The following is a 12,728-nucleotide window of genomic DNA, read 5'->3' as shown; positions in this document are numbered from 1 at the left end:
CCCCAGGCGAAAGGACCGGAGCGTACGTGAGTGAGAATCAGAACCTCCTCGCGGAGCAGCGGCGCGCCCTGATCCTGGACGAGGTCCGGCGCCGAGGCGGGGTGCGCGTCAACGAGCTGACCCGCAAGCTCGGCGTGTCGGACATGACGGTGCGGCGCGATCTGGACGCGCTGGCCCGCCAGGGTGTGCTGGAGAAGGTGCACGGCGGCGCCGTCCCGGTGGTCGAGGCGAGCACCCACGAGCCTGGCTTCGAGGCGAAGTCGGGTCTGGAGCTGACCGCCAAGGAGGACATCGCACGGTCGGCGGCGGAGCTCGTCGCCCCGGGCACCGCGATCGCGCTGTCGGGCGGTACGACGACGTACGCGCTGGCCCACCATCTGCTCGATGTGCCCGATCTGACCGTCGTCACGAACTCGGTGCGGGTCGCCGACGTGTTCCACGCGGCGCAGCGCACCACGGGCCCCCGCCAGGGCGCGGCCACCGTCGTGCTGACCGGCGGTGTGCGCACCCCGTCCGACTCGCTGGTGGGCCCGGTGGCCGACCAGGCGATCGGGGCGCTCCACTTCGACGTGCTCTTCCTCGGTGTGCACGGCATATCGGTCGAGGCCGGACTGTCGACGCCGAACCTCGCGGAGGCCGAGACCAACCGGCGTCTCGTACAGTCGGCGCGGCGGGTCGTGGTGGTGGCCGACCACACCAAGTGGGGCACGGTGGGCCTGAGTTCGTTCGCCTCGCTGGAGCAGGTCGACACGCTGGTCACGGACGCGGGGCTGCCGGCCGGGGCGCGCGCGGAGGTCTCCGAGCATCTGCGACGGCTGGTCGTGGCCGGTGAGTCCGTTGACGGTACAGACAGCTGACTGAGCGTCAGTTAGGGTGACACTTCCCGTTCGACGCCAGGGGGGTGTGTCCGTGGTTCACCAACTGCGTGAGGTGGGGCTCGACTTCATCGGGACCGCGCCGGTACGGCTGGTGTTCGCCCAGCAGATGGCCGCCCCGCCGGAGGCGGTTCACCGGGCGCTCGCCGAGGACGTACCGGGCTGGGAGGAATGGTTCTCCGCGGTGACTCTGGCCCGTTCGACCGGGGACGGCTCGACCCGGGAGATCCACCTCAAGGGCGGCGGGCGCTTCCAGGAGACGGTCCTCGCGGCGAAGGCCCCCGAGCTGTACGCCTACCGTGTCGACGTGGCCAACGCTCCCGGTGCCCGCGCCATCGTCGAGGAGTGGAGACTCACTCCCGCCGGGGCGGGCACCCATGTGCGCTGGACGTTCGCCGTGGACGGCACGGCGGCGTTCCGCGTCGTCGCCAAGCTGGGGCGCGCCGGGCTGGGGCGGGCCTTCCGGGACGCGGTCCGCACGCTGGACCGACGCCTCGCTGCGCAGGGATCCTAGCCGGGGCGTCCCCCAGGGCCCTGGCCCGGTCGCCTGCCGGTGACGGACCGCAAGGTCATCGGGAACCGCCTGCGCCTGACCAGGCGGCCGGCCACCGATCAGCCGTGTGAACAATCCTGCGGGTCAGTCCGACTGGGACCTGCCGGGAGAGACGTGGCCCGGCCAGATCCCCGTCTCCAGCAGTGAGGCGATCGCCGCCGTGTACGGCTCGATGTCCAGGCCCTGCTCGGCCAGCCACGCGTCCGAGTAGTACTTGTCCAGGTATCGGTCGCCGGGGTCACAGAGCAGGGTGACGACGCTCCCCCGGCGTCCTTCGGCCACCATCTCGGCGATGATCTTCAGCGCGCTCCACAGTCCGGTGCCGGTCGAGCCGCCCGCCCTGCGGCCGATGGTCCGCTCCAGGGCACGGACGGCGGCCACGCTGGCCGCGTCCGGGACCTTCATCATGCGGTCGATCGCCCCGGGCACGAAGCTCGGCTCCATGCGCGGCCGGCCGATGCCCTCGATGCGCGAGCCGCAGTCGCACGTGACGTCCGGATCGCCGGTGGTCCAGCCCTCGAAGAAACAGGAGTTCTCCGGATCGGCCACACAGATGCGGGTGTCGTGCTGCATGTAGTGGACGTACCGGGCGATGGTCGCCGAGGTGCCTCCGGTGCCGGCCGTGGCGACGATCCAAGCGGGCTCCGGGAAACGCTCCAACTCCAGCTGGCGGAAGATGGATTCGGCGATGTTGTTGTTGCCGCGCCAGTCCGTGGCCCGTTCCGCGTAGGTGAACTGGTCCATGTAGTGGCCGCCGGTCTCCACCGCGAGGCGGGCGGACTCCTCGTACATCGTGCGCGGGTCGTCGACGAAGTGACACCGGCCGCCGTGGAACTCGATGAGGCGGATCTTCTCGGCGCTCGTCGTGCGCGGCATGACCGCGACGAAGGGCACACCGATCAGCTTCGCGAAGTACGCCTCGGACACGGCGGTGGAGCCGCTGGACGCCTCGATCACCGGGCGGCTGGGCCGGATCCAGCCATTGCACAGGCCGTAGAGGAAGAGCGAACGGGCGAGCCGGTGCTTGAGGCTGCCGGTCGGGTGGGTCGACTCGTCCTTGAGGTACAGGTCGATGCCCCACATCTCCGGGAGCGGGAAGCGCAACAGATGCGTGTCGGCCGAGCGGTTGGCGTCGGCCTGGACCTTGCGGACGGCTTCTTTCAGCCAGCCGCGATAGGTGGTGTCGGTGCGGTCGACATCGAGGGTGTCGCCGGTCCGGGTCTGCTGAGGGGTGCTCACGGCGGGGCTCCTAACACTTCGCGCCGACGGCGCGTCGCGCGGCCGATGGTTCGATCATAGACACCTTCCGCACGCTTCTCACCTGCATAAACACACCTTTGAGAGCCCCAAAGACACCCCTGGGGTCACAACGGAACGCGACCACGGGGGCGCATTCGACGAGTGCTCCGGGCGCCCCCGGCGAGATGTCATGCGCACTGGTGCTGGACGCCCGTGGCGGGCAGACTGCACCGGACGGGACGGATGTCTCGGACGGGGGCGCACACTGGATCACGACAGGAGCCGGCTCTCGGCCCACGCGGGAGCGACGGGCCGGCACACCGACGCTCACAAGGGGGCGGGGCGGCATGGCGGAGCCGGAGTTCACGGCTACGGGCGTGCGGATCGGGAAGAGGTTGCGTTCGCTCACCCGGGCCGGTCAGGTCCGGATCAACGACGGCCGACTGGAACTGCTCACCAGTTACGGCAGCGAGATCGACAGTGCGCCCGTGCAGGCGGTGCGCGCCTCCAAGCCCTGGTTCGCGGCGGACGACCGGGCCCTCGCGGACCTCAACGGCAACAGGTACCTGCTGACCCTGGGCGATCACGACCCCGCTCCCGGCGAGCCGGGGCCGCCCGCCGCACGCCGGTTCATCGAGGCCGTACGCAGGGCTGCTGGTCGTAGCGGCTGAGTCACCGCGAGTTGCGGTATCACACCTCCTGAGTCACGCTGATCTCACATCACTCTGGGTTAACCGGCGATCACGCTGCGAACCAGCCCGCCGGGCACGACAGCAGGCGGCCGTTTCACGCAGGCACCTGCTGGATCGATCCGAACTCCGTGTTCTTCCGGACCTCACGTCGGGGAGTCGCAGCCGTGATCAGTTATCCAAGCAGGCACTGCACGGTGGAGCTTCAAGCCCTGCCGTCGCGGATCGGCCAGGTCCGCAGAATCCTTTCAGCGCAGTTGCGCTACTGGCACATGGATCCCCTCATAGACCGGGCCGTGCTCGGTGTGACGGAGCTTTTGACCAACGTCCACCGCCATGCCCAGCCCGACAAGACGTGCACCGTGGAGATCGAGCTGCTGCTCGATCGGCTCACGGTCTCGGTGCACGACCACGACCCGCGTCTGCCGGTCGTGGCCGACATCAAGGACACCGAGCCGCTCGCCACGTGCGGGCGAGGGCTCGCGATGGTCGCCGCGGTCAGCGAGAGCTGGGGCGTCCGGCCGGACGGCGAGTCGGGGAAAGCCGTGTGGTTCACACTGCCGACGCCCTCCGCCGCGCGGCCACAGCGGCGCACCGTCCTTGACAAGACCGCGCTCAGGTACGCCGAGGTGCGGGTCGACGGCCGTAGGCCCGAACACGCTCCCGCCCGGTCCGCCGTTGCCGGCTGACCGGGCGGTGACGACTCCTCTTTTCGCTTGGTCGCCCGCGGGGCGCTTTCAACCGGTGCGCGCCCCTCCGGCTCAGCCACGCCGACTGCGCCGGCGCAGTCGGCGTGGCTGCACCCTTGCCCGTCACTCGGTGGCGATCGCCCGCAGTACGTCCAGACGGGCGGCGCGCCTGGCCGGGCGCAGGCCTGCGAGGGCTCCCGCGGCGACGCCCACCAGGGCCACCACCGCGAGTTGCACGGGTGGCATCGCGAAGGCGAAGGTGCTGTCGCTCGCGCCGTCCGAGGCCTCGACCAGGACCCAGCCGAGGAAGGCGCCGAGGGCGAGTCCGCCGACCGTGCCGAACGCGGCGACCAGGACCGACTCCCAGCGGACCATGGCGCGGAGCTGGGACCGGGCCTGGCCCACGGCCCTCAGCAGACCCAGTTCCCGGGTGCGCTCGTGGATCGCCAGGGTCAGTGTGTTGGCGATGCCCAGCAGGGCGATGAGGACCGCGAGGGCGAGCAGCGCGTAGACCAGGGTGAGCATCATGTCGATGCCGCCGGCCGAGGACTGCGCGTACTCGTCGCGGGTCTGCACCTCGGGGTCGCCGTACCGCGCCGCCACCTTCTCCACCGCCGCCTTGCCCGCGCCGGTGCTCACACCGTCCTTGAAGGAGACCGCGACGAGGGTGTCGGAGTCCTGCGTGCGGTGCGGGGCCCAGGCCGCGCGGGTGATGACGTAGTCACCGGCCAGCTCGGACTGCCCGTAGACCGCGCGGACCGTGAAGGTGTCCTTCGCGCCGTCGGTGAAGGTGAGCCGGGCCTTGTCGCCGGTCGTGAGGCCCTGCTTCTCCGCTTCCTTCTCGGTGATGGCGATGCCGTCGGTGCCGAGGTCGCTCAGGGAACCCCGCACCTTGCCGAGGTCGAAGGTGCGCTCCAGTGCGAGCGGGTCGGTGACGGTCAACGCCCGCCCCTTGCCGTCGACTTCGGCGACACCGCGACCGAGGCCCACCGCCGTGTCCACCTCGGGCAGTTGCTGGACCGCTCCGCCGAGACGCGGGCTGAGGCCGCTGCCGCCCGCGCCGAACGACGGGGTGCTGACGGCGACATCGCCCGCGAAGGACCGTGACACCGTCTGGTCCATGGTGGCCTTCAGGGACGCTCCGAACACGGTGAACAGGGAGACCACGGCCACGCCGATCATCAGCGCGCTCGCGGTGGCGGCCGTTCGCCTGGGGCTGCGCAGGGCGTTGCGGCGGGCGAGGGAGCCGGTGACTCCGCGGAGCCGGTCGAGGGGGCCACCGATGACCCGTACGGCTGTCGTGGAGGCGACCGGGCCGAGGACCACGAACGCCGCCAGGGCCGTTACGGAACCGGCTCCCGCGAGCCAGATGGACGGTGAGACCAGGACGCCGGTGAGCGTCACGGCCACCGCGAGTGCCGCCAGTCCCCCGCCGATGACCGCTCGGACCCGGGATGCGCCCGACTGGTCGACGGCCGTCTCGCGCAGGGCGGCGAGCGGTGCGGTGCGGCCCGCGCGCACGGCGGGCAGCAGCGCGGAGCCCAGGCAGACGACGATGCCGACCGCCAGCGGCAGCACCATCGACAGCACACTGACCACCAGGTCGCCCTCCGGGAAGGGGAATCCGATCGCCGGGAACAGCGTCTGGAGCCCGGCGGCGATGCCGATGCCGCCCGCGAGGCCGGCGGCCGACGCGGTCACCGCGACCACGCTCGCCTCGGTCAGGGTGGATGCCGTGACCTGCCGGCGGGAGGCACCGAGAGCCCGCAACAGGGCGTTCTCACGGGTGCGTTGGGCCACGACGATCGCGAAGGTGTTGTGGATGGAGAAGGTGGCGACCAGGAGGGCCACGCCCGAGAAGACCAGCAGGAAGGTCGTGAAGACGGCCAGGAACTGGCTGGAGATCATGTCGGTGTTCTCTTCGGTCGACTCCTGACCGGTGATCGCCTCAACGCCCCTGGGCAGCACGGGAGTCAACCGGTCGACGAGCTCCTGCTGACCGACGCCCGGACCCGCGCGCACCTGGATGCTCGACGCCTCCCCGGGCCCGGCCGTGAGGTACTTCTCGGCGTCGGACTGAGTCATGCCGGTGAAGGTCACCTGGGCCATGCCGTCCTCGCCGCCGAAGGTCGCGAGGCCGACGATCGTCACCTCGACGGGGTCGGGCGTACGCAGGACCGTCGTGTCGCCGATCTTCAGGTCGCCCCGGTCGGCGGTGCCGCGGTTGACGACGACCTCGCCGGACCTCTTCGGTGCACGGCCTTCGGCGAGTCGGTACGGGTTGAGCTCGGGGTCGTCGATCCAGTTGCCGGCCACGGTGGGTGGGCCCTGGCCGCCGATGGGCTTGCCGTCGGCGCCGATCAACTGGCCCGCTCCCTGGATGTCGGGGGCGGCCGCCGCGACACCGGGAACCTGCTCGACGGTCTTGACCAGGTCGGTGTCGACCGGCTCGCGCACCCCCTCGCTCTCCCCCGGCGTGGTGATGGCCTCGGCACTGCGGACCACGGCGTCGGTGCCGCCGGTCGCGTTGCCGAACATGGTGTCGAAGCCGGCGCGGAGCGTGTCGCCCATGACGAGCGTCCCGGCGAGGAACGCCACGCCGAGGAACACCGCGAGGAAGGTCCCGGCGAAGCGCCGCTTGTGGGCGCGCAGGGAGGACATGCTCAGCCGTACGGAGGCGTTCATGAGGGCACCTCGAAGGCCTTCAGGCGGTCAAGGACCCGGTCGGCGGTGGGGGATTCCATACGGTCCACCAGGCGCCCGTCGGCGAGGAAGACGACCTCGTCGGCGTGGGCGGCGGCGACCGGGTCGTGGGTGACCATGACGACCGTGCGGGCCGTCCGGCGCACGGTCCTGGAGAGGAGGCCGAGGACCTCGCCGCCGGAGCGGGAGTCGAGGTTCCCGGTGGGCTCGTCGGCGAAGACGACGTCCGGTCGGCCGGCGAACGCCCGGGCCACGGCGACACGTTGCTGCTGTCCGCCGGACAGCTCGGCGGGCCGGTGCCGGAGGCGGTCGCGCAGGCCGACGACCTCGATCAGCGCGTCGATCCACTCCGCGTCGCCCTTGCCTCCCGCGAGGTCCAGCGGCAGCCTGATGTTCTCCTCGACGGTCAGCGTCGGCACCAGGTTGAACGCCTGGAAGACGAAGCCGACGCGGTCCCGGCGCAGCAGGGTCAGACGGCGGTCGTCGAGCGAGCCGAGGTCGGTGGCGCCGATGTAGGAGGCGCCCTCGGTGAGCGTGTCGAGGCCGGCCGCGCAGTGCATGAGGGTGGACTTGCCGGAGCCCGAGGGCCCCATGATCGCGGTGAAGCGGCCGGCCGGGAAGTCGACGCTCACCCCGTCCAGGGCCCGCACCCCGGTGTCGCCGCTGCCGTACACCTTCACGGCGTCGACCACCCGGGCGGCCGGCAGCGTCCTCGTCGAGGTGGTCGTGGCGGTCATGCCGCACCGCCCTTGCCCGCCGCAGGGCCGAACTGCTCGTCCAGGACGGACAGCCGGCGCCAGTACTCGTCCTCGTCGATCTCACCCGAGGCGAAGCGGCGGCCGAGCATGGCGATCGGTGAGTCGCCGGAGGGGCGGGCGTCGGCCATGGCGCGCCAGGGTCCGCGGCGGCCGCGCCACACGGTGCGGCGCAGGACGGTGACGACGCCGAGCACGACGGCCGCCCAGATCAGCGGGAAGAAGAGGATCCACGGGCCGGGGCCGCCGTCCCAGTGCGCGAGTGTCTGCATCTTGAGTCATCTCCTTGGTGGGTCTTGTCGTGATGACTCGAGACTGGCTCGGGAGAGGGGGCCGGGTCGTCGTACGGACAGCGGCAGTGCGGATACCTCCCGGGGAGTACGAGAGGGCCTCGACTTCTGTAACTACTAGTATGTACAGTGAGCGCATGAGCACCTCGGACCGACTGATCGAGTCCACCCGTGAGCTGCTGTGGGAGCGCGGCTATGTGGGGACCAGCCCCAAGGCGATCCTGGAGCGCGCGGGGGCCGGACAGGGCAGCATGTACCACCACTTCAAGGGCAAGCCCGATCTCGCCCTGGCCGCGATCCGGCGGACCGCCGAGGACCTGCGGGCCACCGCGGAGGAAGTACTCGGCGGGCCCGGCACGCCGTACGAGCGGATCGAGGCGTATCTGCGGCGCGAGCGGGACGTGCTGCGCGGGTGTCCGATCGGCCGGCTCACGATGGACCCGGACGTCATCGCCAGCGACGAACTGCGTGCGCCCGTCGACGAGACGATCGACTGGATCCGTGAGCGCATCGCCGGGATCGTCGAAGAGGGCAAGGAACAGGGCCAGTTCGCGTCCTCCCTGGACGGCGAGGAGATCGCGGCGACCGTTCTCGCGACGGTCCAGGGCGGCTATGTCCTCGCCCGCGCGTCCGGCTCGCCCGCCGCGTTCGACACGGGCGTGCGGGGTCTGCTCTCACTGCTCACACCACCATCGCCGTAAGGGAGTCGACCCACGTGCAGATCACCCGACAGCGCCCGGAGACCCGGCAGGGTCCGGCCGAGAACTTCACGGGGACGGTGTGGCTCGACGAGATCGCCGCGCCCGCCTCCCCGTCCCGGCTGCGGATGTTCAACGTCCATTTCGCGCCCGGCGCGCACACCGCGTGGCACCGCCATCCGCACGGCCAGGTGCTGCACGTCCTGGAGGGCGAGGGGCTGGTGCAGCGCAGGGGCGGTGCCGTCGAGCCGATCCGCGCGGGTGACAGCGTGTGGATCGAGCCGGGCGAGTGGCACTGGCACGGGGCGGGGCCGCGCACCTTCATGACGCATCTCGCGGTCGTCGAGGCCGCCGAGGACGGCACGACCGCCGACTGGGACGCGCACGTCGCCCCCGAGGACTACCCCGCCTGAGGAGGCATCCGATGCACGCCATGCAGTACGAGCTCACCCTGCCCGCCGACTACGACATGGCCGTCATCCGCGCCCGGGTGTTCCGGATCGGGCATCTGCTGGACGACTGGGACGGGCTCGGCTTCAAGACGTACCTGATGCGCGAGCGCGGGGTGAACGGCTCGCCCGTCAACCAGTACGCCCCCTTCTACCTCTGGGACACCGTGGAGGGCATGAACTCCTTCCTCTGGGGAGGCGCCTTCCAGGGGCTCAGCAACGACTTCGGGCGGCCGTCGGTGCGGCAGTGGACAGGTCTGTCGTACGAGGAGGGCGGCGCCGTCGGCTCCCCCGCCCGGTCGGCGGTCCGCAGGCGTCAACCGGTGCCGGAGGGAGTGGAGTTGGCAGAGGTGATGGCGGAGGCCGTGGACGAGACGGGGCGGCTGGCCGGGGAGGACGGCGCGCTGTTCGCGGCGGCCGCCGTGGACACGGCCCGCTGGGAACTCGTGCACTTCTCTCTGTGGGCGCACGAAGCGCCGAAGGCGGACGGTGATCTGTTCGAGGTACTGCACGTGTCGGCGCCGGGACGGGAGCGGCTGCCTCGGGGGCGTCAGTGGTGAGCGCGGTCGCGGTCCGTACCGTGGCCGGGGACGTCCCCGCCGAGGAGCTCGGCGTGTGCGACGCGCACGACCACCTGTTCTTCGGCAGCCCCCAACTGCCGGGGCAGGAGCTGCGGAGCGTCTCGGCGGCGCGGACCGAGCTGACGGCGTTCGCCGCGCAGGGCGGTGGCGCCGTGATGCAGTGGACGCCGTACGGGCTGGGGCGGCGGGCCGACGCGCTGCCGACGCTGGCACGGGAGACCGGGGTGCGGATCGTCACCGCGACCGGGCTGCACCAGGCCGCCCACTACGACGACGCCACGCTCGCCGGGCTGCGCGGCCGGCTGGCTGACGTGTTCGTCGCCGAACTGACCGAGGGCATCGGGCGGTCGGGGGTCCGCGCGGGGCTGATCAAGGTGGCGGGCGGCTTCCACGCGCTGGACGCGCACGCCCGCTGGACGATGACCGCGGCGGCCGAGGCCCATCACGCTACGGGGGCGCCGATCGCCGTCCACCTGGAGCTGGGGACCGGTGCGCTGGACGTACTGGATCTGCTGTGCGGGGAGTTGGGGGTGCCGCCGCGGCGAGTGATCCTCGGGCACCTCAACCGCTCCCCCGACTTCACGGTGCACCGCGAGGCCGCGGGGTCGGGCTGCTATCTCGCCTTCGACGGGCCCTCGCGCGCCCACCACGCCACGGACTGGCGCATGCCCGACGCGGTGCGGGAGCTCGCGGACGCGGGGCACGGCGACCGGCTGCTGCTCGGCGGCGACACCACGACCGCGGCGGCCCGCTCGGTCAACGGCGGCCCGGGGATGCCGTATCTGCTGCGCCGGGTGCGGCCGCGGCTCACGGCCGACCTGGGTGAGGAACTGGTGCGGCGCATCCTCACCGACAACCCTGGTCGAGCCCTGGCCGTGGAGTGGAGTCGGCCATGACGCCGCTCACCGGCAGAGTGCGTCGATGTCCTCGGAGAAGGTCGGGAACTCCGCCCGGGCGGTGGTGACGATGTCCCGGGTGGTGCGGCGCGGGGTGTTCGCGTGGCGTTCGGCGAGGGCGGTCAGCGTCGCGCTCGGACGGCCCTCGTACTGCTCGAAATCCACGACCTCCAAAGGCCCGAGGCCATCGGCGAGCACCCACAGGAAGTCGGACAGGTTCGCCGCCACCACACCGCGCTCGCCCTCCGATCCCAGGAACACCACGGGCTGCTCCACGAGGGGCCGCCCCGGCCGCACGCACCACAGGGCGGCGAGGCCACCGGTGCCGTCCTGTCCGAAGACCCGGTAGGCGTCGCCGTCCAGTTGGTGGTTGCCGGTCCAGTGGCGCAGCCAGTCGGTGGTCTCCTCGGCGGAGTCGAAGGCGTCGTACGGCTCGAAGTCGACGCCCTCGCCGTCGTCGTAGTCGAACTCCACGCGGGCCACGTCGGCCAGGGCGGGCGGAAAGGCGCGGTCGCGCTCAGTCGTCTCGATCATGCCCGGCAGGCTAGTCGCCGCCACTGACAACGGCCCTACGCCACCGAGATGTCCACCGAGGGCCGCAAGTTTCGCCGCCGCGGCCGGGAGCCTGACGGTGGCGCCGGATACTCCTGTCTGACACTGACCTGCTCGACACTGATGGGAAACGTATGCGAGTCGTCGTCATCGGCGGAAGCGGCCACATCGGCACCTTCCTCGTCCCCCGCCTGGTGCGGGCGGGCCACGAAGTGATCAACATCAGCCGTGGCACCCGCACGGCCTACACCGAGGCTCCCGAGTGGCAGCAGGTCCGCCAGGTCGTCGCCGACCGGCAGCGGGAGGACGACGAGGGCACCTTCGGTGACCGGGTGGCCGGCCTGGCCCCGGACGCCGTGATCGACCTGGTCTGCTTCACCCTGGAAGCGGCCACGGCACTGGTCGAGCGGCTGCGCGGCGAGATCGGGCACCTGCTGCACTGCGGCACCGTGTGGCGTTTCGGCCCCAGCGACAGGCTGCCGATCTCCGAGACCACGGGCACCCCGCCCGTCGGGGAGTACGGCATCCAGAAGGACCGGATCGCCCGGATGCTGAAGGAGGAGACCGCTTCCGGGGGCCTGGTGACCACGTCCCTGCACCCCGGGCACATCGTCGGGCCGGGCTGGCACCCGATCGGTCCGCTGGGAAACCTCGACCCCGCGGTCTGGTACGCCCTCTCGGCCGGACGGCCGCTGCCGGTCCCGGGGATCGGTGCCGAGCTGATGCACCATGTGCACGCCGACGATGTCGCCCAGGCCTTCGAACGGGCGGTCGAGCACCGGGACGCGGCGGCGGGAGAGGACTTCAATGTCGTCGCCCCCACCGCGCTGAACGTCCGCGGGTACGCCCGCATCGCGGCCGGCTGGTTCGGTCGGACCGCGTCGCTGGAGCCGGTGACCTGGGAACAGTTCCGCCGGACCACAGCCCCGGAACACGCCGAGGCGAGCTGGGAGCACCTCTACCGCAGTCAGTACCTCACCATCGAGAAGGCCAGGACCCTCCTCGGCTACGCGCCGCGCCACGAACCGGAGGCCGCCGTACTGGAGTCGGTGCGATGGCTGATCGACCACGAGGAACTGAAGGTGGCCGGCCCGCTCGGCGTCTGACCGGACGCGCGCTTCTAGGCCCTGTCGTCACATTCCCGTCGTCCGCCCGGAGGGCGGGCCGCGCGGCGGCGATGGGGCCCCTCCCGCGCGAGCTTGCTTCGAGCGTGCGGTCGCAAGGCGCCGGAGCGCCGTGTGGCGGAGCCGTGTCGGCGGTCGGCAGCGCGGCGAGCGCGCGTGCCGGGCGTCGCGCGGCAGGCGGGGATCAGGCCCGGCCGGCGTCCAGGCGTCCCACCCGGGCCACGTTCTCTCGGTCCTCGGCGTCCTCGCTCGCCCCGGCGGTGAACCAGGCGTCGAGGATCTCCTTGAGGAGTGGCTCGGAGGTGAGGCGGAGGCTGAGGGCCAGGACGTTGGCGTCGTTCCAGCGGCGGGCGCCGTCCGCCGTGTAGGCGTCCGTGCACAGGGCGGCCCGTACGCCCGGGACCTTGTTGGCGGCGATGGAGGCGCCGGTGCCGGTCCAGCAGCACACGACGGCCTGGTCGGCCGTCCCGGCGGCCACCTCACGGGCCGCGGCCGCCGAGCAGACGGCCCACTGCGGGTCGGCGCCGGGGCTCAGGGCGCCGTACGCGACGACTTCGTGGCCCCGCGCGCGCAGTTCGTCGACGAGGGTGCGCGCGACTGGTTCGTCCATGTCCGAGGAGACGGAGATCCGCATG

At 71.7% G+C, this 12,728-nt stretch carries 15 protein-coding genes; 9 read left to right on the top strand and 6 right to left on the bottom strand.

Annotation, left to right across the window (positions count from 1 at the left end; translation table 11 throughout):
* Nucleotides 1-26: 26 nt before the first annotated feature.
* Both M2157_RS42755 and M2157_RS42750 read left to right on the top strand, forming a co-directional pair.
* A complete protein-coding gene (locus tag M2157_RS42755) occupies nt 27-857 on the top strand; it encodes a DeoR/GlpR family DNA-binding transcription regulator (protein WP_057617769.1) in 831 nt (276 codons plus the stop codon).
* 52 nt (nt 858-909) lie between these two features.
* The gene (locus tag M2157_RS42750) at nt 910-1,389 is read left to right on the top strand and encodes an SRPBCC family protein (protein ID WP_280855774.1); all 480 of its coding nucleotides are present in this window, start codon (nt 910-912) and stop codon (nt 1,387-1,389) included.
* A gap of 123 nt (nt 1,390-1,512) precedes the next feature.
* Here the strand turns inward: M2157_RS42750 and M2157_RS42745 are convergent, their stop codons facing one another.
* Complete coding sequence (locus M2157_RS42745; RefSeq protein ID WP_280867874.1) at nt 1,513-2,667, bottom strand: PLP-dependent cysteine synthase family protein; 1,155 nt, start codon at nt 2,665-2,667, stop codon at nt 1,513-1,515.
* Nucleotides 2,668-3,014: 347 nt separating this feature from the next.
* Between M2157_RS42745 and M2157_RS42740 the strand changes: the two genes are divergently transcribed.
* Both M2157_RS42740 and M2157_RS42735 read left to right on the top strand, forming a co-directional pair.
* The gene (locus M2157_RS42740; protein ID WP_057617772.1) at nt 3,015-3,338 is read left to right on the top strand and encodes a hypothetical protein; all 324 of its coding nucleotides are present in this window, start codon (nt 3,015-3,017) and stop codon (nt 3,336-3,338) included.
* Between the two features lie 185 nt (nt 3,339-3,523).
* Nucleotides 3,524-4,045, top strand: coding sequence for an ATP-binding protein (locus M2157_RS42735; protein ID WP_280855777.1), 522 nt, complete (start codon nt 3,524-3,526; stop codon nt 4,043-4,045).
* 123 nt (nt 4,046-4,168) lie between these two features.
* On the opposite strand, the gene M2157_RS42730 is transcribed toward M2157_RS42735, so the two are convergent.
* Genes M2157_RS42730 through M2157_RS42720 form a run of 3 tightly spaced genes read right to left on the bottom strand, consistent with a single transcriptional unit; the run spans nt 4,169 to nt 7,775 of the window.
* The gene (locus tag M2157_RS42730; RefSeq protein WP_280867873.1) at nt 4,169-6,730 is read right to left on the bottom strand and encodes an ABC transporter permease; all 2,562 of its coding nucleotides are present in this window, start codon (nt 6,728-6,730) and stop codon (nt 4,169-4,171) included.
* Complete coding sequence (locus M2157_RS42725) at nt 6,727-7,485, bottom strand: ABC transporter ATP-binding protein (protein WP_280855779.1); 759 nt, start codon at nt 7,483-7,485, stop codon at nt 6,727-6,729. The genes M2157_RS42730 and M2157_RS42725 overlap by 4 nt, the downstream gene beginning before the upstream one ends.
* On the bottom strand, nt 7,482-7,775 hold the full coding sequence (locus tag M2157_RS42720) for an SHOCT domain-containing protein (RefSeq protein WP_280867872.1): 294 nt from the start codon (nt 7,773-7,775) through the stop codon (nt 7,482-7,484). Before M2157_RS42720 ends, M2157_RS42725 begins: the two co-directional genes overlap by 4 nt.
* 140 nt (nt 7,776-7,915) lie before the next feature.
* On the opposite strand from M2157_RS42720, the gene M2157_RS42715 reads away from it, so the two are divergent.
* Genes M2157_RS42715 through M2157_RS42700 form a run of 4 tightly spaced genes read left to right on the top strand, consistent with a single transcriptional unit; the run spans nt 7,916 to nt 10,417 of the window.
* Nucleotides 7,916-8,494, top strand: coding sequence for a TetR/AcrR family transcriptional regulator (locus M2157_RS42715; protein WP_280855781.1), 579 nt, complete (start codon nt 7,916-7,918; stop codon nt 8,492-8,494).
* 14 nt (nt 8,495-8,508) lie between these two features.
* Nucleotides 8,509-8,904, top strand: a complete 396-nt coding sequence (locus tag M2157_RS42710; protein WP_280867871.1) for a cupin domain-containing protein — start codon at nt 8,509-8,511, stop codon at nt 8,902-8,904.
* An 11-nt stretch (nt 8,905-8,915) separates the two neighbouring features.
* The gene (locus M2157_RS42705; protein ID WP_280867870.1) at nt 8,916-9,500 is read left to right on the top strand and encodes a DUF4865 family protein; all 585 of its coding nucleotides are present in this window, start codon (nt 8,916-8,918) and stop codon (nt 9,498-9,500) included.
* Nucleotides 9,494-10,417, top strand: a complete 924-nt coding sequence (locus M2157_RS42700; RefSeq protein ID WP_280867869.1) for a phosphotriesterase — start codon at nt 9,494-9,496, stop codon at nt 10,415-10,417. Before M2157_RS42705 ends, M2157_RS42700 begins: the two co-directional genes overlap by 7 nt.
* A 6-nt stretch (nt 10,418-10,423) precedes the next feature.
* On the opposite strand, the gene M2157_RS42695 is transcribed toward M2157_RS42700, so the two are convergent.
* Nucleotides 10,424-10,951 (bottom strand): SMI1/KNR4 family protein, encoded by a 528-nt coding sequence (locus M2157_RS42695; protein WP_280867868.1) that lies wholly within the window; start codon nt 10,949-10,951, stop codon nt 10,424-10,426.
* A 152-nt stretch (nt 10,952-11,103) separates the two neighbouring features.
* Between M2157_RS42695 and M2157_RS42690 the strand changes: the two genes are divergently transcribed.
* Complete coding sequence (locus M2157_RS42690; RefSeq protein ID WP_280855787.1) at nt 11,104-12,075, top strand: NAD(P)-dependent oxidoreductase; 972 nt, start codon at nt 11,104-11,106, stop codon at nt 12,073-12,075.
* Between the two features lie 202 nt (nt 12,076-12,277).
* Here the strand turns inward: M2157_RS42690 and M2157_RS42685 are convergent, their stop codons facing one another.
* Nucleotides 12,278-12,727 carry an RpiB/LacA/LacB family sugar-phosphate isomerase gene (locus M2157_RS42685; RefSeq protein WP_280855788.1) on the bottom strand — a complete coding sequence of 150 codons (450 nt, stop codon included), beginning with the start codon at nt 12,725-12,727 and terminating at the stop codon, nt 12,278-12,280.
* Nucleotide 12,728: the final 1 nt, after the last annotated feature.

The sequence above is a fragment of the Streptomyces sp. SAI-127 genome, assembly GCF_029894425.1.
GTDB lineage: Bacteria > Actinomycetota > Actinomycetes > Streptomycetales > Streptomycetaceae > Streptomyces.
Note: the sequence above shows the minus strand (reverse complement) of the source record. Positions and strands in the feature narration are given on the sequence as shown.